General features: G+C 68.3%; 21 protein-coding genes and 1 tRNA gene. 8 read left to right on the forward strand and 14 right to left on the reverse strand.

The window, feature by feature from the left end; genetic code table 11:
- Positions 1 to 3: 3 nt before the first annotated feature.
- Complete coding sequence (locus tag DDF67_RS17185; RefSeq protein ID WP_109102070.1) at positions 4 to 516, reverse strand: hypothetical protein; 513 nt, start codon at positions 514 to 516, stop codon at positions 4 to 6.
- 223 nt (positions 517 to 739) lie between these two features.
- Here DDF67_RS17185 and DDF67_RS17190 point away from each other — a divergent pair, with 223 nt between their 5' ends.
- Positions 740 to 2,812: a TonB-dependent receptor plug domain-containing protein gene (locus tag DDF67_RS17190; protein ID WP_109102071.1), complete on the forward strand. Its 2,073-nt coding sequence runs from the start codon at positions 740 to 742 to the stop codon at positions 2,810 to 2,812.
- Between the two features lie 149 nt (positions 2,813 to 2,961).
- Here the strand turns inward: DDF67_RS17190 and pgi are convergent, their stop codons facing one another.
- Entirely contained in the window at positions 2,962 to 4,581 is a 1,620-nt protein-coding gene (gene pgi, locus DDF67_RS17195; RefSeq protein ID WP_109102072.1) for a glucose-6-phosphate isomerase, read from the reverse strand.
- Between the two features lie 104 nt (positions 4,582 to 4,685).
- On the opposite strand from pgi, the gene DDF67_RS17200 reads away from it, so the two are divergent.
- A complete protein-coding gene (locus DDF67_RS17200) occupies positions 4,686 to 5,177 on the forward strand; it encodes a hypothetical protein (protein ID WP_109102073.1) in 492 nt (163 codons plus the stop codon).
- Between the two features lie 180 nt (positions 5,178 to 5,357).
- Here DDF67_RS17200 and DDF67_RS17205 read toward each other — a convergent pair whose 3' ends face one another.
- Complete coding sequence (locus tag DDF67_RS17205; protein ID WP_109102074.1) at positions 5,358 to 5,960, reverse strand: redoxin domain-containing protein; 603 nt, start codon at positions 5,958 to 5,960, stop codon at positions 5,358 to 5,360.
- 190 nt (positions 5,961 to 6,150) lie between these two features.
- Between DDF67_RS17205 and DDF67_RS17210 the strand changes: the two genes are divergently transcribed.
- Both DDF67_RS17210 and DDF67_RS17215 read left to right on the forward strand, forming a co-directional pair.
- On the forward strand, positions 6,151 to 6,885 hold the full coding sequence (locus tag DDF67_RS17210; RefSeq protein ID WP_199229263.1) for a DUF1353 domain-containing protein: 735 nt from the start codon (positions 6,151 to 6,153) through the stop codon (positions 6,883 to 6,885).
- A gap of 56 nt (positions 6,886 to 6,941) precedes the next feature.
- Positions 6,942 to 7,394 (forward strand): hypothetical protein, encoded by a 453-nt coding sequence (locus DDF67_RS17215; RefSeq protein ID WP_109102075.1) that lies wholly within the window; start codon positions 6,942 to 6,944, stop codon positions 7,392 to 7,394.
- Here DDF67_RS17215 and DDF67_RS17220 read toward each other — a convergent pair.
- Complete coding sequence (locus tag DDF67_RS17220; RefSeq protein WP_109102076.1) at positions 7,391 to 9,574, reverse strand: protein-disulfide reductase DsbD family protein; 2,184 nt, start codon at positions 9,572 to 9,574, stop codon at positions 7,391 to 7,393. The genes DDF67_RS17215 and DDF67_RS17220 overlap by 4 nt on opposite strands.
- A gap of 114 nt (positions 9,575 to 9,688) precedes the next feature.
- On the opposite strand from DDF67_RS17220, the gene DDF67_RS17225 reads away from it, so the two are divergent.
- Positions 9,689 to 10,081: a hotdog family protein gene (locus DDF67_RS17225; RefSeq protein ID WP_109102077.1), complete on the forward strand. Its 393-nt coding sequence runs from the start codon at positions 9,689 to 9,691 to the stop codon at positions 10,079 to 10,081.
- A 33-nt stretch (positions 10,082 to 10,114) separates the two neighbouring features.
- Entirely contained in the window at positions 10,115 to 10,657 is a 543-nt protein-coding gene (locus DDF67_RS17230) for a hypothetical protein (RefSeq protein ID WP_109102078.1), read from the forward strand.
- A gap of 4 nt (positions 10,658 to 10,661) precedes the next feature.
- Here the strand turns inward: DDF67_RS17230 and ptsN are convergent, their stop codons facing one another.
- The 9 genes from ptsN to DDF67_RS17275 all read right to left on the reverse strand — a co-directional run bounded on the left by ptsN (position 10,662) and on the right by DDF67_RS17275 (position 17,135).
- The gene (gene ptsN, locus DDF67_RS17235; protein ID WP_109102079.1) at positions 10,662 to 11,129 is read right to left on the reverse strand and encodes a PTS IIA-like nitrogen regulatory protein PtsN; all 468 of its coding nucleotides are present in this window, start codon (positions 11,127 to 11,129) and stop codon (positions 10,662 to 10,664) included.
- Positions 11,130 to 11,214: 85 nt separating this feature from the next.
- Positions 11,215 to 11,844: a ribosome hibernation-promoting factor, HPF/YfiA family gene (gene hpf, locus DDF67_RS17240; RefSeq protein ID WP_058349026.1), complete on the reverse strand. Its 630-nt coding sequence runs from the start codon at positions 11,842 to 11,844 to the stop codon at positions 11,215 to 11,217.
- A gap of 52 nt (positions 11,845 to 11,896) precedes the next feature.
- The gene (locus DDF67_RS17245) at positions 11,897 to 12,508 is read right to left on the reverse strand and encodes an exopolysaccharide biosynthesis protein (RefSeq protein WP_109102080.1); all 612 of its coding nucleotides are present in this window, start codon (positions 12,506 to 12,508) and stop codon (positions 11,897 to 11,899) included.
- Positions 12,509 to 12,596: 88 nt separating this feature from the next.
- Positions 12,597 to 14,096, reverse strand: coding sequence for an RNA polymerase factor sigma-54 (gene rpoN, locus DDF67_RS17250; protein ID WP_109102081.1), 1,500 nt, complete (start codon positions 14,094 to 14,096; stop codon positions 12,597 to 12,599).
- Between the two features lie 194 nt (positions 14,097 to 14,290).
- Complete coding sequence (lptB, locus tag DDF67_RS17255) at positions 14,291 to 15,052, reverse strand: LPS export ABC transporter ATP-binding protein (protein WP_109102082.1); 762 nt, start codon at positions 15,050 to 15,052, stop codon at positions 14,291 to 14,293.
- An 8-nt stretch (positions 15,053 to 15,060) separates the two neighbouring features.
- Entirely contained in the window at positions 15,061 to 15,594 is a 534-nt protein-coding gene (locus tag DDF67_RS17260) for an LptA/OstA family protein (RefSeq protein ID WP_233247684.1), read from the reverse strand.
- A gap of 44 nt (positions 15,595 to 15,638) precedes the next feature.
- Positions 15,639 to 16,268: an LPS export ABC transporter periplasmic protein LptC gene (gene lptC / locus DDF67_RS17265; RefSeq protein ID WP_233247685.1), complete on the reverse strand. Its 630-nt coding sequence runs from the start codon at positions 16,266 to 16,268 to the stop codon at positions 15,639 to 15,641.
- A gap of 12 nt (positions 16,269 to 16,280) precedes the next feature.
- Positions 16,281 to 16,898 carry a ribonuclease D gene (locus DDF67_RS17270; RefSeq protein ID WP_101720588.1) on the reverse strand — a complete coding sequence of 206 codons (618 nt, stop codon included), beginning with the start codon at positions 16,896 to 16,898 and terminating at the stop codon, positions 16,281 to 16,283.
- A gap of 150 nt (positions 16,899 to 17,048) precedes the next feature.
- A tRNA-Leu gene (locus DDF67_RS17275) sits at positions 17,049 to 17,135 on the reverse strand.
- A 144-nt stretch (positions 17,136 to 17,279) separates the two neighbouring features.
- On the opposite strand from DDF67_RS17275, the gene DDF67_RS17280 reads away from it, so the two are divergent.
- A complete protein-coding gene (locus tag DDF67_RS17280) occupies positions 17,280 to 18,251 on the forward strand; it encodes a complex I NDUFA9 subunit family protein (protein ID WP_109102085.1) in 972 nt (323 codons plus the stop codon).
- A 79-nt stretch (positions 18,252 to 18,330) separates the two neighbouring features.
- Here the strand turns inward: DDF67_RS17280 and DDF67_RS17285 are convergent, their stop codons facing one another.
- Complete coding sequence (locus DDF67_RS17285; RefSeq protein ID WP_109102086.1) at positions 18,331 to 19,131, reverse strand: undecaprenyl-diphosphate phosphatase; 801 nt, start codon at positions 19,129 to 19,131, stop codon at positions 18,331 to 18,333.
- A 245-nt stretch (positions 19,132 to 19,376) separates the two neighbouring features.
- Here DDF67_RS17285 and DDF67_RS17290 point away from each other — a divergent pair, with 245 nt between their 5' ends.
- Positions 19,377 to 20,825 carry an NAD(P)-dependent oxidoreductase gene (locus DDF67_RS17290; RefSeq protein WP_109102087.1) on the forward strand — a complete coding sequence of 483 codons (1,449 nt, stop codon included), beginning with the start codon at positions 19,377 to 19,379 and terminating at the stop codon, positions 20,823 to 20,825.
- Positions 20,826 to 20,844: the final 19 nt, after the last annotated feature.

Consider the following 20,844-nt stretch of genomic DNA (forward strand, 5'->3'; position numbering starts at 1 on the left):
GCCTCAGGTCAGGACGAAGACGCCGTGGCGCCGCGCGGCGGCCGCCGCCGTCTCGCGGACGGCTTCCGACGCCGGCAGGATGGCGTCCGTTCGATTCCATCCGCCGATCACGCGCACCGGCGTCGCCACGAAATAGATGTCCATGCTCCTGCGCTCGCGAAGGCTGTCCCGAATGATCCGGGACAGCCGGCCGCTCGAAGCAGGCATGAACCGGAAGCCGCGACGTACGCCTTGCCAGACATAGGCGCCTTCGCGCGCGAGCTCGGCGTAGTACGCCTCCAGGCGCCGCTCGCCTTCCAGGTAATCGGCCAGCACGCCTTCACGCACCGCGCCGGGGAAGTTCACGAATAGCGCCGCGATGTACTCCTCCCGGGACAGCCAATGATCGAAGGCGGAAACCCAGAACGGCAGATCGCCCCACTCGTGGAAAGGCGGCGGCTCCCTAGGCGGCTGGCCGGGCAGGCTGTCGTCGACATGGATCTTCTTGGCCATCAGCGAGGCGAGTTCGGGCGTCATGAGCACTCCAGCGTCACGCATACCGGACGTCGAGCCGCCAAGTCGCAATCACCTATATGGCGCGGGGATATTCGGAAGCGACAGATTAAATCAAGACGATTTGCACAGCGCCCAATGTGAACACGCCGTAATGATTTCGTATATTTAATCCACCTTTCCGGCGTTTAATTTGAGAACGCCGACAGGGCGCGGCAAGACCTTCCCCGGATTGAGGGGAAAGTTCATGTCAAAGTCCGTGCTGTTCGCCACCGCCGCCTTCGCGCTGCTCGCCGCCGGCGCGGCCCGGGCCGCCGACGCGCCGCAAGCCGCCCAGGCGCCGGTTCCGACCGGCCCGGTCAGCGAGGCGCCGCTGGACGACGCGACCCAGAAGGGCGTGCTGATCTTCGTGCCGGACTTCTTCACCAGCCTGCGCCCCAACACCGCGCTGGACATGGTCAACCGCCTGCCGGGCTTCGTGCTCAACGACGGCGCCGGCACCCGCGGCTTCGAGGGCGCGGTCGGCAACGTGCTGGTCAACAACAATCGCCCCGCCTCCAAGGCCGAGACCGGCTCCAACGTCCTGCAGCGCACCCCCGCCGCCCAGGTCGAGCGCATCGAGCTGATCCGCGGCGGCGCGCCCGGGATCGACATGCAGGGTTATGGCGTGGTCGCCAACGTGATCCTGAAGAAGGGCGCGGTCCGCCAGTCGATCCTGACGCTGAACAGCCAGATCTTCGACGGCGGCCACGACGTGTGGGGCGGCTCCTACCAGTTCACGGCCCGTGACGGCGACAGGAGCTGGGGCGTCACCCTGTCGGACGGCACCAGCAGCAGCGACTCCAACGGCGCGGGCCGCTCGGTGCGCCGTGACGGAAACGGCGTGGTGCTGCGCGACGAGGCCTTCGTCAACGACGGCTACGGCGGCGGCCGCTCGATCCGTGGCAACTACGCCGGCCCCCTGGCCGGCGGCAAGATCGACGCCACCGCCCGCTACGGCGTCAACGACTGGCAGGAATGGCAGGAACTGACCTCGGCCACCTCCAAGCGCCGCACCGCCTATGAGGAAGACAGCCGCTCGGGCGAGCTGGGCCTGACCTACACCCGCCCGCTGGCCCCGCGCTGGAACCTCGAGACCCGGGTGATGCACGAGTTCGAGAAGTTCGACAGCGAGGCCCTGAACGACGCCATGGAGGGCGGCGACGTCAGCCCGCAGGAGCGCTTCGGCGCCGAGGGCGACTCCTCGGAATCCATCCTGCGCGCCACGATCCGCCACGAGCGCAAGCCTGGCCTGACCTTCGAGTTCGGCGGCGAGGTCGCCTACAACATGCTCGACGTGAAGCAGGCCTATTCGGTGGGCGGCGCCGCCGTCGAGCTGCCCTCGGCCTCGGTCAAGGTCGAGGAGACGCGCGGCGAGGCCTTCCTGAAGACCACTTGGCGGGTGAACCCCAAGCTGACCCTCGAGGGCGGGCTTCGCCTTGAGACTTCGACGATCAGCCAGTCGGGCGACGCCGACCAGGAGAAGAGCTTCTTCTACGCCAAGCCCCGCTTCCAGGCGACCTGGACGCCCAAGGCCGACCACCAGCTGCGCTTCCGCTTCGAGCGGGAGCTGGGCCAGCTGGACTTCGGCGACTTCGCCGCCTCGGCCGAACTCGGCGACGGCGCGGTCTATGGCGGCAATGTCGACCTCGTGCCCGAACAGCGCTGGATTTCGGAGCTGACCTACGAGCGTCGGTTCTGGGGCGAGGGCGTGGTGTCGATCGGCTGGCGCCACGACGAGATCATCGGCGTCATCGACCGCCTGCCCCTGCCCGGCGGCCTGTCGGCGACCGGCAACATCGGCGACGGCACGCTGGACAAGCTGTCGCTGAACATCGTCGTGCCCACCGACAGGCTGGGCGTGAAGGGCGGCCGCCTGACCTTCAAGAACGACTGGAACGAGACCCACGTCACCGACCCGACCTCGGGCGAGGACCGTCCGATCACCCAGATCCGCCCGACCCAGGCCAATATCGGCTTCCAGCAGGATCTGCTGCGCGGCCAAGTGCAGTGGGGGATCAACTGGCTGCCGCTGCTGGGCCAGCGCACCTACGATCCGGACCAGACCAACGGCTGGCGCGGCGCCAACTATTACGAGGCCTTCGCCGAGTACAAGCCGACCAACACCCTGGCCATCCGCGCCCAGCTGAACGTCTGGGACGACTTCGTCGTCACCCGCACGGTCTATGCCGACCGCGTGACGCGCCCGGTGCGCTACCAGGAAGTCCGGGATATCGATCCGCGGACGTTCGTCAGCCTGCGGGTGCGGAAGACGTTCTGATTTCGGGCCACCTCCCCCTGAAGGGGGAGGTGGCCCGAAGGGCCGGAGGGGGAAGACCCTTCTGAATCCGATGAAGCCGCCGGAGGGAGCAGACACGTCCCCCTCCGTCGGCTTCGCCGACACCTCCCCCTTCGGGGGGAGGATCTTTCCTACGTCTTCAGCCGCCCGATCAGCGCGGTCGTCGACGGATCGTGCTCGCCCACGGCGCCGGCTTCCAGTTCCGGCAGGATCCGGCCCGCCATCACCTTGCCCAGCTCCACGCCCCACTGGTCGAAGCTGTTGATCCCCCAGATCACGCCCTCCACGAAGGTCTTGTGTTCATAGAGGGCGATCAGGGCGCCGAAGGTCTGGGGCGTCAGGCGGTCGAGCAGCACCAGGGTCGACGGACGATTTCCGGCGAAGGTGCGCTGCGGGGCCAGGGTGGCGATCTCGGCTTCGGAGACGCCCTTGGCGGTCAGCTCGGCCACCACGTCTTCAGTGGTGCGGCCGACCATGAAGGCCTCGGCCTGGGCCAGCAGGTTCGACAGCAGCTTCTCGTGCATGCCGGCCGGACCTTCATCCGACTTGGCCAGGCCGATCAGCTCCATCGGGGTGATGTCGGTTCCCTGGTGCATGCACTGGAAGTAAGCGTGCTGGACGTTGGTGCCCTCGTCGCCGAACACGACGGTGGCCGTGCCGCGCTGGGCGGGCTTGCCGTCCGGGCCGACCGACTTGCCGTTGCTCTCCATCTCCAGCTGCTGGAGGAAAGAGGCCAGGCGGCGCAGACGGTGCGAGTACGGAACGACCGAGCGGGCCCGGCGGTCCAGGCCGTTGCGGTTGAAGATCTGGGCCAGGGCGACCAGCACCGGGGCGTTCTTTTCCAGCGGGGCGCTGGCGAAGTGGGCGTCCATCTCGGCGGCGCCGTCGAGGAAGCCCTGGAACACGTCCCAGCCGGCGGCCACGGCCACCGACAGGCTGACCGCCGACCACAGCGAATAGCGGCCCCCGACCCAGTCCCAGAAGCCGAACACCCGCTCGTCCGAAACCCCGAAGGCCGAGGTCTTGTCCAGCGCGGTCGACACCGCGGCCAGGTGAGCGTTGGCGCCCTCCTCGCCCAGGGCCTCGACCAGCCAGGCGCGGGCGGCGGCGGCGTTGGACATGGTCTCCTGGGTGGTGAAGGTCTTGGAGACCACCACGACCAGGGTTTCTTGCGGATCGAGATCGGCCGTGGTCAGCAGGAACTCGGCGCCGTCGACATTGGCCACGAAGCGCAGGTCGATTTCAGGCTTCACCGGACGCAGAGCGTCCCACAGCAGTCGTGGGCCAAGGTCGCTGCCGCCGATGCCGATGTGCAGGATCGCCTTGAACGGCTTGCCGGTAGCGCCCTTGATCGCGCCCGAACGGACGGCCTCGGCGAAGGCCTTCATCCGGCCACGGACGGCCTCAACCTCGGCCATGACCGGAACGCCTTGCGCCTTGACGTCGGCGTCCGCCTTGGCGCGCAAGGCCACGTGCAGCACGGCGCGGCCTTCGGAGGAATTGATCGCCTCGCCGCCCAGCATGCGGGCGCGGGCGGCCTCGACGCCGGCGGCGTGGGCAAGATCCAGCGCGGCTTCGAGCCCGGCCTCGTCCCAGGCCTGCTTGGAGAGATCCAGATGCAGGCCGGCGACGTCGAGCGTCAGGGTTTCGAGACGCTGGGGCTCGGTGTCGAAGAACTCGACGATGCGCTTCTCCCCGGCGGCCTTGGCGGCGGTTTCCAGGCGGGTCCAGGCGGCGTCGAGATCGGACAAGGTCGTCTCCTATATGTAGTAAAACGATGTTTACGCAGGCGGGCTTACCAAAGGTCCGTCTCGGCGTCATGAAGACCAATGACGTTTTTCGACAGGAGTTTGCGATGTCCTGCGACGTGGTCGCCTTTTCCGCCATGCTATGGCTGGCTTCGACCGGTTCGGCGGCGCCCGTGAACCAGGCTCCCGCCGTCATCCAGCAGGGCCAGGCCCCGCCTTCGGTGGCCGGCGAGCCGCTGTTCGCCGACATCGTCAAGCGCGCCGGCGCCCTGAAGACCCGCGTCGAAGGCTATCGCGAGACCCTGCCCAAGGATCCCGCCGCCGCGGCCGTAGCCCTGCCGGGCTTTGCCGCCTTCAAGGCCGAGATCGAGGCGCTGTCGGCGCTCGACATGAAGGGCCACGTGACCCTGAAGGAACGCGGCGCGGTCGACGACCTGAAATGCATCCTGCGCGGCATAGCTGCGGACCTGCCGGAAAAGCTGACCGCCATGGCCGAGGCCAAGACCGTCAAGACCCAGGACCAGGCCCTGCGCGACATGGTCTACCTGCTGAACGACAACGTCGAGGTCATCACCGCGCCGCCGCAGCCGGCGGCTTGAATCTAACCTCTCCCAGAGGGAGAGGGAGGGGCCCATGCGCAGCATGGGAGGGCGAGGGGTTTCAGACTATCCGGATAAGGTGCGGGAAAAGGGGGATGGGACCGCAAGCGGTTTACCCCCTCACCCTCCCACGCCTATCGGCGCGGGCCCCTCCCTCTCCCCATGGGGAGAGGTTCTCTCTTAAGCGTCCTTGTACTTCACCGCGCAGCCATACGGCTGGCTGGCGGGCACGGCGACCTTGCGGCCGGCCTTCAAATCCGAGAGCGCGGCGGCGACGTAGTTCTTGGCGCCGGCGATGTCCTCGACCTTGTTGGACGGCTTGTCGTCGATGGCGCCCTGGTAGACCAGCTGGCCGGCCGGATCGATGACGTACATGTGCGGGGTGGTCTTGGCCTTGTAGGCGGTGGCCACCACGCCGTCGGGGTCGAGCAGCAGGGTGGTCGGCTTGGCGCCCTTGGCGCTCATCCAGGTCCTGGCCTGGGCGCCGTCGGCGAAATAGCCCTGCTTGCCGGGGGCCGACGAGGCCACGCTGAGCCAGACCACGCCGTCGGCCGTGGCGGCCTGCTGCAGGCCCTGCATGTTGCCCGAGTAGTGCTTCTTCACATAGGGGCAGCCCTCGTTGACCCATTCGAGCACGACGGTCTTGCCCTTGAACTCGGCCAGCGAGCGGGTCTTGCCGTCGATGTCCCTGGCGGTGAAGGCCGGGGCGGGCGCGGCGAGGGCGAAGCTGGGCGCGAGCACGACCAGCGGGGCGCTGGCGACGATCAGGCGACGGGTGATCATGAGGAACCTCCGAAGGGCGAAAGCCGGCTTTGCGAGACATTCTCACGGATCGCCCTGCGGTGGAACAGCGCATGAGGCGCGCAATCCTTTGTCGCGGACGGCCAAGCTTCACTACGACGCTTGATCCGCCGCATTTCGGCCGCCAGAAGACGGCATCGCTCGCCCCGTTTCCTCCCCGCCCAGCACGATCATGACCCTCCGCTCCAAGCTTTCGCTCGTCGCCGCTCTCGCCCTGGCCTTGGCCGTCGCCGCGTGCACGACGACCAAGGAGACGACCGTCTTCGTGCCGGTGGTCGCCCCGACCCCGCCCAGCTCGCTGACGCCGCAGCCGGTGATGCTGTTCAACCAGTCCAAGGAGGGCCGCAAGCTCTTCACCCTGGAGGCGGAGTTCCCCTATTGCGACGTCGAGACCGGCAAGGTCATCGTCGTGCCGCGCTGGTATGTCACCGACTTCGCCAGCGTGCCGTGGTATGGCCAGGGCTTCATCGACCCGCAGGGCCCGACAGCCCGCGCCGCCATCGTCCACGACTGGCTGTACGCGGTGGGCGAGCCGGGAAAGCGGGCCGAGGCCGACGCCATCTTCCTGCGCGCGATGCTGAGGTACGGCGTCAAGCCCTTCCAGGCCAACCTGGCCTACCAGGCGGTGAAGACCGGCGGCGAGAGGGGCTACGCCCTGCCCGGCGACTGGCGGTTCATCGATCCGCGCCGCCAGACCGTCAACCAGCCCCCGCCCTTCGCCCGGCCCCGGACCGGCGCGGTGCGGGTCATGCCGCGCTGCCAGGGCTTCGAGGCCCTGATCCAGACCGGCTGGCGCGCCTATCCCCTTCCCAAGCCCGTCATCGCCGCCCCGCCGTCGGTGACCACCACCCGCACGCCGATGGACGGCGTGAAGGAACGCCTGCCCTGGGGCGGCAAGAAGAAGTAGCGACGCGATCGCGCACCGCCGTTGTTCAGCCTCCCCTGCAGTTGTAGTGCAGGAGCATGCTCGACCTCCTGTGGACCTTGCGCGGCTCCGTTCCGCTGGCCTCGACCACTGCAAATCAGACCGTCATCGACCGGGTGACGGCGCTGCTCGAGAGGCAGGAGCAGCAGCCTGAGCTGGCGGCCGGCGGTCGGGTGACATTCAAGGTCCCGCTCCTGACAAAACGCCGCTATTTTCGCGACGCCACGGCCGTCTTCGATCAGGGCTGGTTCCGGGTGGAGCACGGACTGGACGGCCGCGTGTTACGCTATGAGCTGAGGGGCCTGCACTCTTTGTGGCGCTTCCTGCTGTTCGCGGGGATCACAGCTGTGGGGAGCTTCCGGGTCGGCGGCGCAACCCGCGACGAAATTCCAGAAATGTTCGGCATGAGCGCCCTGGGGTACGGCGCCATCGTCCTGCTCGCGTCGGCGCGGACGATCCGACTGCTACGCGAAGTCGCTCAGGGACGCTAACCCTTTGCCGCTTTCTCAACCGCCTCGATCACCAGGCCCTCGGTCAGGAGCTGGGGCAGGATGACCGGCGCGCCGGCGCCCTTGGGATAGACCAGGTAGAGCGGCACGCCGGCGCGGCCGTGCTCGGCGAGCGCTGCGGCGATGGTTGCGTCGCGCCTGGTCCAGTCGGCCTTCAGCAGCACCGCGTTCTGGGCCTTGAAGGCGTCGGCCAGGCGCGGGCCGGCCAGGGCCGTCTTCTCGTTGACCTTGCAGGTCACGCACCAGTCGGCGGTGAAGTCGACCATCACCACCTTGCCCTGCGCTTGCAGGGCGGCGACGCGCTCGGGGCTCCAGGGTTCGGCGACGAGGCCAGGACCGGCCGCCTCGGCAGTCTGCGGACCGGCGGCGGGAACTGGGGCCTTCAGGGCGCCAATCGTCAGGAGGACGCCGCCGGCCAGGCCCACCACGGCGAAGCCGAAGGCGACCAGCGGGGTCTTGCCTGCGAACCGGCGGGTCTCGCCCAGGCCATAGGCCCAGGCGGCGAAGGCCACCAGCACGGCGGCGGCCAGCAGGAGGGCCAGGGCGACGCCGCCGGCCTGCTGGCTGAACACCCAGACCAGCCAGGCGGCCGCGCCGTACATCGGGAAGGCCAGGGCGTGCTTGAGCACGTCCATCCAGGCGCCGGGCCTGGGAAGCTTCTTCAGCAGGCCAGGCGCGAAGGCCAGGATCACGAAGGGCGCGGCGAAGCCGAGGGCCAGGGCCAGGAACACCAACAGGGCGAAGGCCGGCGGCTGGGTCAGGGCGAAACCGAGGGCGCCGGCCATGAACGGCGCGGTGCAGGGGGCCGCGACGATCACCGCCAGGGCCCCGGTCAGGAAGGCGCCGGCCAGTCCCGAACCGGCCGAGACGCCGCCCGCCGCGCCCTGGACGGCGGCGCCGACCTCGAACACGCCCGACAGGTTCAGCGCCACCAGCAGCATCAGGAGAGCCAGCACGGCGACCACCGCCGGCGACTGCAGCTGGAAGCCCCATCCGACGGCCTCGCCGCCCGCGCGCACGGCGATCAGCAGGCCGGCAAGCGCGATGAAGGTGGCCACCACCCCGGCGAGAAACGCCAGGCCCTGGGCGCGGGTCCTGCCGGCGTCGTGGGCGTGGGCGGCCAGGCTGGCGGCCTTCAGCGACAGCACCGGGAAGACGCAGGGCATCAGGTTGAGGATCAGGCCGCCGAGAAAGGCGAACAACAGGGCGACCGGCAGGCCGCCGGCCAGGCCGGAGGCGTCGCCGCCGCCAGCCGCTTGCGAACCGCCGGTCGAACCGGCGCCGGCCGCGGGAAGCGAGCCTAGCCCTACAGAGCCTGCGGGCGTCTCGCCGGGCGTGGCGGTGATCTCGTAGGCGCGGCCCTTCAGGGCCAGCACGCCGGAGAGCTCGGTCGGCGCCTCGGTCGCCTCGGGGCCGAAGTCGAAGCCGGCGGTCAGCGACAGGGTCAGGCCCTCGGCGCCGCGCTCGATCGCCTGCGGCGCGGCGTGATCGATGGCCTTGCCAGAATAGGGGAAGAAATAGGCGTCGGCGAAGTCGGCGCCCCTCAGGGAGGCCCCCGTCACCGAGAGCCTGATGGTCTCGCCGTCTTTCTTCCACGTGGCCTTGAGGCCGGCGGGCTTGGGGGCGGCGGCCAGCACCTTCCCGACCGTGTCGCCCCACTTGGGGTCGGGCTTGGCGGGTCCGGCGACGACGGGCAGCGACAGGGTCACCACCGCGTCCTCGGGCACGCAGATCTCTTCGCAGACCAGGAAGGCGGCGGCCGCCTGCAGGGTCACGGTCTGGCCCGGCTTGGCCGAGGCCGGCACGGTGATGGGCACCGGCAGCAGCACCTCGCCGCTGTAGGCATAGTCCTGCAGCGGTCCGACGCGCACGCGCTCGGGCGTCGGCCAGACGATGTCGCCGGCGGTCCAGCCGGCCGGCAGGGTCCAGACGATCTTGGTGGCGTCGCCGGCGTCGCCGGGATTGCGCCAGTAGGTGTGCCAGTGGGCCTGGATCTTCTGGCGCAGGGCCACGAACACCGTCGAGCCGGGAACGGCGGCGGCTTCCTGCGAAACCAGCTCCACCTCCAGGTGCCCGGTCTTGACCACCTCGGCGCTCGCGGGGGCGGCGGCGAAGAGGGCCAGCGGGGCCAGGACGGCGGCGAACAACCTGCGCAACAGCATCGGCGACCTTGTGGGATAAACGTACAGACCGACACATGGCCCGTGCGCGCGCTCTCGACAACCTTCAAGGCGCCGTGGTCAGGTCGCTTATCCGCTTCGACAGGAGAACCCCGAGTGCCCGCATCGTTCGACGATATCCAGATCGGCCAGGTGGTGACGCTGGGCGCGACGGTGGTGGACGAGAAGGCGCTGGACGTCTTCATCGCCGCCTTCCAACCCGGCTGGGACCCGTCGTTGGGGGCGCCCGACGCCATGGTCTTCGCCATCTGGACCCGCCTGGACAGCGAAGCCTCGGCCGACTGGCCCCAGACCAAGCGGGTCGGCGTCGACGCCCTGCGCTGGCTGCGCAACCCGCCGCCCGGCGAATTGCTGCGCGGCCGCATGACGGTGATGGGCAAGGATCCCGTGGGCGAGGGCAAGGGCATCGTCATCGCCCAGCAGGACCTGCTCGACGAGGCCGGGCGCCTGGTCTTCTCGTGCCTGACGCGGAGCATCTTCGCCCGCTGAGGCCATGCTTAGTCCACCAGTAGGAGCGTACCCATGATCAAGACGCTGATCGTCGGCGGACTGGCCCTTGCCTTGACCTGCGCTAGCCCCGCCCTGGCCCAGGACGACGAGATCGATCCCAAGACCGTCGACCTGGCCAAGCTGATCGCCTGCGAAACCTATGACGTGCCCACCTACAACAGCGTCGCCTTCTGGCTCGCGGGGACCGAAGGGGCCGACGCGCGGAGGCACTTCGGCCTGACCGAGGTGAAGTCGCCCAACTTCATGCTCAAGCAATATCGCCTGGCCAGGCCGATCGAGGTGTTCGGGCGGACGACCAGCCTGATCGCCTTCAACAGTTCGGGACCGATGGCGGTGCTCGACGAAGCCGACCCGCATCCGCTGGCCACGCAGCTGAAGATCGAGCCGGCGATCGACGTGCCGGCCAAGTTCATGGGCGAGCGGGTGATATCGGAAAAGACCGAGACCGCCGACGGCCTGACCACCCAGACGCGCATCACGCTAAACGTCTCGACCGTGACCACGCACCCAGGCAGGACGCTGGCCGGGTGCAGCTACAGGATCGAGGTGATGTAAGGCCTCAGGCCGCCGTCGGGGTCGCGGTTTCGCGGGCCAGCAGCACATGCACGGCGTCGGCCGAGCGGGCCTGGCGCAGCTGCTCGCGCAGTTCGGGCTGGCGCAGCATGCGCGAGACGCGGGCGAGCGCCCGCAGATGCTGGGTGTTGGCCTCGGGCGGGGCGAACAGGGCCAGGAACAGGTCGACCGGCTTGTCGTCCAGCGCGTCGAAGGCGACGGGCGTCTCCAAGCGCACGAAGACGGCGCGAACACGATCCAGGCCCGGCACGCGGGCATGTGGCAGGGCGACGCCCTGGCCCACGCCTGTCGACCCGGCCGCTTCACGTTCGATCAGCCCGTCAAGGGCGCTGTCGGAATCGATGCCGAGCACGCGGCCGGCGAAGTCGGCGATGAGGCCGAGAACCTGGCGCTTGTCCTTGGCGCTGACGCGCAGGGTCACCGCCCCGTGGTCCAGAAGATCGCCGATAGTCATGGACTTCAACTAGCTCGCTCTATGCCGGCCGCCGAAAGCTCGGCCGCCGCGGTCCCGAAACGCGCCGGGACCGCTTAGGCTCCAGCTAGCTCAAGGTCGAGCCGTTTCCGTTCAGCGGCTTGGTGCGCTCGGGGTCGATCCAGCCGATATTTCCGTCCGGCCGGCGGTAGACCACCGACAATCCGCCGTGGGCGGCGTTCCTAAACACGATTGCCTGGGACTCGGTCAAGTCCAGTTCCATGACAGCCATGGAAACGGTCATCGTCTTCAGCGAAGCCTGGGTCTCGGCGATCACCATGGCCGACGGGGCGCCGGCGGGGTGATCCTCCTCGATCGACCAGTCCTCGTCCTCGTGCTCGTCCTCGGGGGCGCGCAGCACGTAGAACGCGGCGTTTTCGGCCTGCTTGGCGGTGGCCGCCTCTGTGTGACTCTTGAGGCGGCGCTTGTAGCGCCTTATGCGCGTCTCGATCTTGGCCAGGGCCTGGTCGAACGCCATGTGGGCGTCGCCGCCGGAGCCGTGGCTCAGAAGCTGCTGGCCCGAAGCCAGCTTTACCGAACAATCGACACGGAAGGCGTAGCCCTCCTTGCTGATCACGACGTCGGCGTCACCGCCTCGGTCGAAATACTTGCCGATGCTCAGGGCGATTTCGTCGGCGACTCGCGCTCGCAGAGCCTCACCAACGTCGACATGCTTGCCGGAGATTTGGACTTGCATGCCCTATCAACGCGCCGGTCTGGGGGCGGTGTCAAGCGGGAGCAAAAGGGCCTCAGAAGAGTCCCGAAAAGACCCCGATCAGCCTCTTGACGGCGGCGGTCACGACACCGGCGCTGAGGAACAGCAGCGCCGCGCTCGCGGTCGCCATCAGGTAGCCTAGCAGGGCCAGCAGGCCGTCGCGCTGCAGCAGGGCCAGCGCCAGGACGGCCACGGTCGCGCCAGGGGCCAGATTTCCAAGGGGAATCGGCAGCACCAGCACCAGGGCCAGCAAAGTGCAGACCACGCCGATGAAGCGCTCGCCGCCGGCCGCGAACAGGAAACCCAGCCTTGGCCTGGTGACCACTTCCAGGCGGCGCAGAACCGGCGTGATGCGGCGGAAAAGCCCCCTCAGGTCGTCGCGCTTAAGGGGTTTTTCCACCAGCCCGCGGGGCAGCCAGGGCGCATTTGAGCCCCAGGCGATCTGCGGCGCCAGCAAGAGGATCGGCAGCGAAAGAATCGTCGAGGATCCAGGCGGCAGCGGCAAACAGTTGAGCAGGCCGAACACCAGCAGGGTCGCCCCGAAGGCGCGGCTGTCGAAGGCCTCCAGCATCTGGCCAACGGTCAGCACGGGACGCGGGTCGTCTCCGAACCCCTCGATCACGTCTGACAGCTTCTCGTCGCTCATTCCCGGCCCTGTTTCGAGAGCAGGTATAACGCAGGAGGAGGCGAAATCGCTTGCGCGAAAACGCCGCTATCCGGAAGCCTGCCTGAGGCTAGGCGCTTTCCTTGATCTGGCGGCGGCGCTCGACCGACGAGGGAATGCGCATGGCCTCGCGATACTTGGCCACCGTGCGGCGGGCGATGTCGACGCCGGCGGCTTTCAGGATCTCGACGATGCGGTCGTCGGAATGGACGTCGCTTTCCGTCTTCTCGGCGTCGACCAGGCCCTTGATCTTGTGACGCACGCTGGCGGCCGAGTGGGCCTCGCCGCCTTCCGACGACTGGATGGCCGAGGTGAAGAAGAACTTCAGCTCGAACACCCCGCGCGGGGTTGAGACGTACTTGTTGGAGGTGACCCGGCTGACCGTACTTTCGTGCATGCCGATGGCGTCGGCGACGGTCTTCAGGTTCAGCGGCCGCAGGTGCTCGACGCCGTAGGCCAGGAAGCCATCCTGCTGGCGCACGATCTCGCTGGCCACCTTGAGGATGGTCTTGGCGCGCTGGTCGAGGCTTTTGACCAGCCAGTTGGCGCTGGCGAAGCTGTCGGAGACGAAGGTCTTTTCCTGGTCGCTGCGCGCGCCCTTGGAGACACGGGCGTGGTAGCGCTGGTCGACCAGCACGCGCGGCAGGGTGTCGGTGTTGAGCTCCACGTGCCACATGCCGCCCAGGCCTTCGCGCACATGCACGTCGGGCACCAGGGTCTGGGGCGGATCGCTGTGGAAGGCCGCGCCCGGACGGGGGGTGAGGCCGCGGACCTCGGCGATCATCTCGCGCAGGTCCTCGTCGTCGACGCCGCAGATCTTGCGAAGGGCGGCCAGTTCGCGGCGCGCCAGCAGATCAAGATTGTCGAGCAGGGCGGCGATGGCCGGGTCGTAGCGGTTGGCGTCGCGCAACTGCAGTTCCAGGCACTCGCGCACGTCGCGGGCGGCCACGCCGCAGGGCTCGAAGCCCTGGACGACCTTCAGCACGCCCTCGACGCGATCCAGGCCGCAGCCCAGCCGCTCGGCGATTTCCCAGAGATCGGCGCGCAGATAGCCGGCGGCGTCGACCGCGTCGATCAGGATGGCGGCGATGGCCTCGTCGGCGGGCGACAGGCCGGCCAGCAGCAGTTGGCCGTTCAGGTGCTCGGACAGGGTCTCGGGACGGTTCAGGGCGCCTTCGAAATTGTCGTCGCCCTCGAAGCTGCCGCCGCCGCCGGCGCGCGACCAGTCGATCTGGCCGCCAGCGTGCTCGGCGCCGGGGTCCTGGCCGTCGCCGGTGGCGCGCTCGCCGGGGCTGACGTCGTCGCCGGGCGTGTCCATCTCGCGGGTGGCCGCGGCGTCGGAGATGCTTTCCATGCCGAGGTTCTCGACGGCGCGGTCAGGCTCGCCCTCACGCTCGACCTCGCGGTCGCTGTCGTCGCGCTGCAATAGCGGATTGCGTTCGAGCTCGGCCTCCACGAAGGCTTCCAGCTCGATGTTCGACAGCTGCAGAAGCTTGATCGCCTGCTGCAGCTGAGGCGTGATGACAAGGCCCTGGCCCTGCCGGATATCGAGTCTGGGGCTGAGCGCCAACGCGCCCTCCTGGCAAATCGAACGGAAGTTACGATCGCCATTGAAAGGCCGGTCTGGTTAACGGGGCGCGAACGCCTGCAAATATCGGGCCGGTGCGACCATCCGTCCGCGAAAAAAGAAAAAGGCCTTGCGGGGCAAGGCCTTTCTCGAGGTCGACGCGGCCTGGCGCCGCGCCACAATCGTGTCCGAACCGTTTAAGCGCGGTCGGCGAAGCTGTCGCCCAGGTAAACCCGGCGCACCTCGGGGTTCTCGACGATCTCCTTGGGCGAGCCCTCGAACAGCACCTCGCCGGCGGCGATGATCGAGGCCCGGTCCACCATGTCCAGCGTCTCGCGGACGTTGTGGTCGGTGATCAGGATGCCGATGCCGCGGTTCTTGAGGTAGTTCACGACCTCGCGGATGTCGGAGATGGCCAGCGGGTCGATACCGGCGAACGGTTCGTCCAGCAGCATGAACGACGGCTCGCTGGCCAGGGCGCGGGCGATTTCGACGCGGCGACGCTCGCCGCCCGACAGGGCCACGGCGGGAGACTTGCGGATATGGGTGATCCGCAACTCTTCCAGGATGCTGGTCACCGTCTCGCGCGCCACGCGCTGGTTCTTCTGGCGCATCTCGACCACGGCCATGACGTTCTGCTCGACCGTCATGCCCCGGAAGATCGAGGCTTCCTGCGGCAGGTAGCCGACGCCCAGGCGCGCGCGCTGGAACATCGGCTGGGCCGTGATGTCCTCGCCGTCCAGGTAGATCGAGCCGTAGTCGGCGGCGATCAGGCCGGTGACCATGTAGAAGGTGGTGGTCTTGCCGGCGCCGTTGGGGCCCAGCAGGCCGACGACCTCGCCGCGCTTGAGGCGCAGGGAGACGTTCTTGACGACAGGCCGGTCGCCGAAGGTCTTGCCGACGCCGTCGACATACAGACCGTCCTCGGTCGAGCCGCCGCCCAGGGGGGTGAACTGCATCTGGGGTCTCAGGGCTTGGGCTTGTTGGCGTCGTCCGAGGTGTTCGGATAGACCACGGCGCGCACGCGGTTCTTCTTGCCCGCGCCCTTGGTCGACGATTCCATCCGCACGTCGTTGGTCTTGGTGTTGACCACCATGCGGTCGCCGCGGGCCACGTCCTGGCCCTGGATGGCGATGACGTTGCCCGTCACCACGATGGTGTTGGAGGCGTAGTCGTAGGTCGCCCGGTCGCCACGCACGGTCTGCTTGGGCGTGACGTAGAACACCTCGCCCTCGGCCTCGACGCGATCGACATTGCCGCAGCCGCTGCCGCCGTCGCTGCTCTTGGCCTTCTTCTGATTGTAGAGGGTCATCTTCGCGGCGCGCAGGCGCGAGGTCTCCTGCAGCACCTCGACGGCGCCGCGGAAGATCGTCTTGCACTGGCTGGAGATGGTCTCCTGCTCGTCGGCCGAGATGTCGACCGGCGCGCTGGAGCTGTTCTGCGCCAGGGCGGGAGCCGCCGTCAGGCCGCCAAGGAGGCTCGCGGCGATAGCGACCGCCATTGCTCGTTTCATCGACCTCGCCCTCATCTGTCGCATCGTCCTGTCTAGTTCCCGTCGCCGTCGACGCGGTCCAGGCGCGTTTTCACGCCGCCCCGGAAAACGATGCGGTCGCCCTTGTCATATACGGAATAAGCGTTGGATTTCACCTGTCCTGTGGGGCCTTCGCCCTGCAGCAGGGTTTCACCGGTGATCACGCCGGTCTTGGTGTCGACGAAAGCCTCGTCCGAAGCGAAGCGATAGCCGCCCCCGTCGTCCATGCGCACGTCGCCGCGCAGCACCAGCTTGAGGGTGTCCTCGCGATAGACGCCGTTCTTGGAGGTGACCCGCGTGGGCTTGGGCTCGTCGGTGCCCAGCGTCAGGGTCGGATCGTCGAGCAGCACGCGCTTGAGGTCGGCGTCGTCTCGAACCGCCGAGCGGGCGGTGATCAGGAAGGCCCGCCCCTCGCTAGACTGGCCGAAAAAGCGCGGATTGAGCATGCGGATCTGGGCCTGGGGCCGCTCGGGCGCGCGCTCGGCGGCCGTCACGGTGCGCCAGACCACCTGGCCGCTCGCCGCGCCCAGCAAGCCGATCATGGCCACCGGCAGCAGCAGGCGCGCGGCGCGGACCGTGCGCGAGCGACGGCGCCAGCGACGCAGATCGCGCTTGAAGCCCCCTCTCATCGCTGCGTCCGCCACCGCTCTTCTCCCTTACGCGTGCGCGAAGATGTCGACGTCTTCCCAGCCGGCCAGGTCGAGCGCGGCGCGGTGGGGCAGATAGTCGAAGGCGGCCTGGGCCAGGGCCATGCGGCCCTCGCGCACCAGCATGGCGTTCAAACGCTCGCGCAGGCCATGCAGATGCAGCACGTCCGAGGCGGCGTAGGCCACCTGCTCGGGGCTTAGCGAATCAGCGCCCCAGTCCGAGCTCTGCTGGGCCTTGGAAAGTTCCACGCCCATCAGCTCGCGCGTCACGTCCTTGAGGCCGTGGCGGTCGGTATAGGTGCGGGCGAGCTTGGAGGCGATCTTCGTGCAGTACACGGGCGCGGTCATGACGCCCAGATGCAGCAGGAACATGGCGATGTCGAAACGACCGAAGTGAAAAAGCTTCAGCACGGCCGGATCGGCCAGCAGCTTCTTCAGATTTGGCGCGTGATAGGTCGAGCGGTCCAGGCGCACTACGTGCGCGTCGCCGTCGCCCGACGACAGCTGAACCACGCACAGCGGATCGCGCCCGAGGCGCAGGCCCATGGTTTCCGAATCGATGGCGATCGCGGTCGCCCCGGCGAACACGCCGTCGGGCAGATCGCCTTCATGAACAAAGCTGGCCAAGTGTCTCTCGTCTCCACGCGTCGGCGTCGTCGCGACCGGCGCCGCTCCGACGTCTTATAGTGGAGCGTCGGCGATGCACGCCAGATGAACGGAGTATCTATTGTAAGGAAAGCTTGGCGCCACCGCCTCGTCGCATGCTTGCGAGAGGGGTGGTGCCCAGGAGAGGACTCGAACCTCCACGACCTTTCGGTCACTGGCACCTGAAGCCAGCGCGTCTACCAATTCCGCCACCTGGGCCCGCGGCGCAACCCGTTGGGCCGCTGCGAGGCCGGGACGTTTATGCAAAGGTTCTGGCGGCGTCAATCGCATTTCTCACTTTTCTTGCGAACATCCCCAGGCTCGTCTAATCCCCCCATCATCGCAGCGACTGAGGAATGGAAGATGCAGGGTCTGGTCACGGTGTTTGGCGGCTCGGGCTTCGTTGGAAGCCAGGTGGTGCGCGCCCTCGCCAAGTCGGGCTACCGCGTACGCGTGGCCGTGCGTCAGCCCAATCTGGCCTATCGCCTGCGCATGCTGGGCGATGTCGGCCAGATCGAGGTGATCCAGGCCAATGTGCGCAACGAGGCGTCGGTGGCCCGCGCGCTGGACGGCGCCGAGGCGGCCGTCAACCTGGTGGGCGTGCTTTGGGAAAGCGGCCGCCAGCAGTTCCAGAGCCTTCACACGATGGGCGCCAAGACCGTGGCCGAGCAGGCCGCCGCCCTCGGCGTGAAGCGCCTGGTGCAGGTCTCGGCCATCGGAGCCGACGCCGATTCGGCCGCCAAGTACGCCCGCACCAAGGCCGAGGGCGAAGCCGCCGTGCGCGCGGCCTTCCCGACGGCCACCATCGTGCGTCCGTCGATCGTGTTCGGCCAGGACGACAAGTTCTTCAACAAGTTCGGCCAGATGGCCGCGACCGCCCCGGCCCTGCCGCTGGTCGGCGGCGGCCAGACCAAGTTCCAGCCGGTGTTCGTCGGCGACGTCGCCGCGGCCATCGCCACGATCGTCGCCACGCCGGGCGCCGAGGGCCAGACCTTCGAGCTGGGCGGCCCGGCCGTCTACACGTTCAAGGAACTGCTGCAGCTGGTGCTGACCGAGACCGGCCGCGCCCGCGTCCTGGCGCCCCTGCCCTGGCCGATCGCGGGCCTGGTGGGCAAGCTGGGCGACATCCAGGCCTCGCTCCTGCCGCTGGCCCCGCCGCTGACCACCGACCAGGTCGCGCTGCTGAAGGCCGGCGACAACGTCGTGGCGCCGGGCGCCAAGGGCCTGGCCGACCTCGGCATCCTGCCCACCGCCGTCGAGGCCGTGGTCCCGTCCTACCTCTACCGATACCGCAAGGGCGGCCAGTACGCCCCGACCCCGGCCGGCGCGTTCTAGGACACGCCAGCGGCCAGAAACGACAAACCCCGCGCCGGTCGCCCGGCGCGGGGTTTTTCTTTGGCTCACGCCGGACGGATCAGCGCGGGATGTACAGCAGCGCCAGGCCGACGACGCCGACGGCGATGCGCCAGTAGGCGAAGGGCGCGAAGCCGTGGCGGGTGATGAAGTTCAGCACCGTCTTGACCACGAACACGCCCGAGACCAGCGCGGCCACGAAGCCCAGGCCGATCATGCCCATGTCCTTGGTGCTGAGCTGGTCGATGTTCTTGTAGAGGTCGTAGGCGAAGGCGCCGGCCATGGTCGGCATGGCCAGGAAGAAGCTGAACTCGGCGGCCGAGCGCTTGTCGCACTTCAGCAGCAGGGCGCCGGCGATCGTCGCCCCCGAGCGCGAGACGCCGGGCACCAGGGCCAGGCACTGGAACAGGCCGATGATGAAGGCCGTCTTCAGCGGATAGTCGGCGACGTCGGTGTGCCTAGGCTCGAACTTCAGGCGGTCCAGACCCAGCAGGATGAAGCCGCCGACGATCAGGGTGGTGCAGACCAGGGCCGGGCTCTCGTAGAGCACGGTCTTGATGAAGTCGTGGGCCAGCACGCCGATGAACACCGCCGGCAGGAATGCCAGCAGGATGCCGATCACGAAGCGGCGCGAGCCCGGATTGGTCGGCAGGGTGGTCAGCAGGCCCCACAGGCGCCCGAAATAGACGCTGACGATGGCCAGGATCGCGCCCAGCTGGATCAGCACCTGGAAGGTGTTGCCCGGGCTGTGGAAGCCCAGGAAGTGGCCGACCAGCAGCAGGTGCCCGGTCGACGAGACGGGAATGAACTCGGTCAGGCCCTCGATCAGGCCCAGCACGATCGCGATCAGCCAATCCGGCATAGCATTCCCTTGTGTAACAGGCCCTTACGAGCAGGAACGGGCGTGCGCCCGACACGGTAAAGAAAAGGTTTATCCAAAAAGTGGACCAATTTGGGGCCTATCTGCGAGTCTTTCGCAATGACCATGCCGAGGTCACGGATATATTCGTACACTAATTTTACCACCGCATTCTTATTGCCCTGAAGAGTCCGTATGAGGCCCTCGCAAGCAAATTTTTCCCCGGCAGCGGGGGCGAGGGAAGGCGCATGGCCGAGCGCATGTTGAAATTCACGACCGTCGCGCGTCGCACGCCTGAAAAGCGGGCGGCCGAAGAGCGTAACGGCGACTTTCACGAGATCTACGCCGACTTCATCGACGCCAAGGCGACCGAGCAGGCCTCGCGCTGCTCGCAATGCGGCGTGCCGTACTGCCAAACCCACTGCCCGCTTCACAACAACATCCCCGACTGGCTGCGGATGACCGCCGAAGGCCGGCTGGAAGAGGCCTACGCCCTGTCGCAGGCCACCAACTCCATGCCGGAAGTCTGCGGCCGCATCTGCCCGCAGGACCGCCTCTGCGAAGGCAACTGCGTCATAGAGCAGTCGGGTCACGGCACCGTGACGATCGGCTCGGTCGAACGCTACCTGACCGACAAGGCCTGGGAGATGGGCTGGGTGAAGCCGCTCGTCGCCGCCGCCGATCGTGGCCAGTCGGTCGGCATCGTCGGCGCCGGCCCCGCCGGCCTGGCCGCCGCCGAGAAGCTGCGCGAGCAGGGCTACGCCGTCACCGTCTACGACCGCCACGACCGCGCCGGCGGCCTGCTGATCTACGGCATCCCCGGCTTCAAGCTGGAAAAGGACGTCGTCGAGCGCCGCACCCAGCGCCTGGCCGATGGCGGCGTCGAGTTCAAGCTCGGCTTCGAGGTCGGCAAGGACGCCACCCTGGAAGACCTGCGCGCCAGGCACGACGCGGTGCTGATCGCCGTCGGCGTCTACGCCGCGCGCGACCTGGCCGTGCCCGGCGGCGGCGACAAGGGCGTGGTGCCCGCGCTCGACTACCTGATCGCCTCCAACAAGAAGACCCTGGGCGACGACGTCCCGGCTTATGACAGCGGCGAGCTGAACGCCGAGGGCAAGGACGTGGTCGTGGTCGGCGGCGGCGACACCGCCATGGACTGCGTGCGCACGGCCATCCGCCAGGGCGCGACCTCGGTCACCTGCCTCTATCGCCGCGACAAGGCCAACATGCCCGGCTCGCTCCGGGAAGTGGCCAACGCCGAGGAAGAAGGCGTCACCTTCGAATGGCTGGCCGCCCCGCGCGCCCTGTCGGGCGACGCCGACGCGGTGACCGGCGTGAAGGCCATCCGCATGCGCCTGGGCGCCCCGGACGCCTCGGGCCGCCGCAGCCCCGAGGAGATCCCCGGCGGCGACTTCGACCGTCCGGCCCAGCTGGTGGTCAAGGCCCTGGGCTTCGAGCCCGAGAACCTGCCGCAGGCCTGGTCGGCCCCGGACCTCAAGACCACCCGCTGGGGCACGGTCAAGGCCGACGTCCGCAACCAGATGACCAACCTCGACGGCGTGTTCGCCGCCGGCGACATCGTTCGCGGCGCCTCGCTGGTGGTGTGGGCGATCAAGGACGGCCGCGACGCCGCCGACGCCATGCACCGTTACCTGAAGGCCAAGGCCGGCGCGCCCGCGCTGATCGCGGCGGAATAAGAAAGAGGAGCCCAGGACC

The sequence above is a fragment of the Caulobacter endophyticus genome, from assembly GCF_003116815.1.
Classification (GTDB): Bacteria; Pseudomonadota; Alphaproteobacteria; order Caulobacterales; family Caulobacteraceae; genus Caulobacter; species Caulobacter endophyticus.

Excerpts from the sequence above, each read along its gene's own strand:
- DDF67_RS17185 (WP_109102070.1), bottom strand. The coding sequence starts at position 516 with ATGACGCCCGAACTCGCCTCGCTGATGGCCAAGAAGATCCATGTCGAC.
- DDF67_RS17190 (WP_109102071.1), top strand. The coding sequence starts at position 740 with ATGTCAAAGTCCGTGCTGTTCGCCACCGCCGCCTTCGCGCTGCTCGCC.
- DDF67_RS17200 (WP_109102073.1), top strand. The coding sequence starts at position 4,686 with ATGTCCTGCGACGTGGTCGCCTTTTCCGCCATGCTATGGCTGGCTTCG.
- DDF67_RS17205 (WP_109102074.1), bottom strand. The coding sequence starts at position 5,960 with ATGATCACCCGTCGCCTGATCGTCGCCAGCGCCCCGCTGGTCGTGCTC.
- DDF67_RS17210 (WP_199229263.1), top strand. The coding sequence starts at position 6,151 with ATGACCCTCCGCTCCAAGCTTTCGCTCGTCGCCGCTCTCGCCCTGGCC.
- DDF67_RS17215 (WP_109102075.1), top strand. The coding sequence starts at position 6,942 with ATGCTCGACCTCCTGTGGACCTTGCGCGGCTCCGTTCCGCTGGCCTCG.
- DDF67_RS17220 (WP_109102076.1), bottom strand. The coding sequence starts at position 9,574 with ATGCTGTTGCGCAGGTTGTTCGCCGCCGTCCTGGCCCCGCTGGCCCTC.
- DDF67_RS17230 (WP_109102078.1), top strand. The coding sequence starts at position 10,115 with ATGATCAAGACGCTGATCGTCGGCGGACTGGCCCTTGCCTTGACCTGC.
- ptsN (WP_109102079.1), bottom strand. The coding sequence starts at position 11,129 with ATGACTATCGGCGATCTTCTGGACCACGGGGCGGTGACCCTGCGCGTC.
- hpf (WP_058349026.1), bottom strand. The coding sequence starts at position 11,844 with ATGCAAGTCCAAATCTCCGGCAAGCATGTCGACGTTGGTGAGGCTCTG.
- DDF67_RS17245 (WP_109102080.1), bottom strand. The coding sequence starts at position 12,508 with ATGAGCGACGAGAAGCTGTCAGACGTGATCGAGGGGTTCGGAGACGAC.
- lptB (WP_109102082.1), bottom strand. The coding sequence starts at position 15,052 with ATGCAGTTCACCCCCCTGGGCGGCGGCTCGACCGAGGACGGTCTGTAT.
- DDF67_RS17260 (WP_233247684.1), bottom strand. The coding sequence starts at position 15,594 with ATGGCGGTCGCTATCGCCGCGAGCCTCCTTGGCGGCCTGACGGCGGCT.
- DDF67_RS17280 (WP_109102085.1), top strand. The coding sequence starts at position 17,280 with ATGCAGGGTCTGGTCACGGTGTTTGGCGGCTCGGGCTTCGTTGGAAGC.
- DDF67_RS17285 (WP_109102086.1), bottom strand. The coding sequence starts at position 19,131 with ATGCCGGATTGGCTGATCGCGATCGTGCTGGGCCTGATCGAGGGCCTG.
- DDF67_RS17290 (WP_109102087.1), top strand. The coding sequence starts at position 19,377 with ATGGCCGAGCGCATGTTGAAATTCACGACCGTCGCGCGTCGCACGCCT.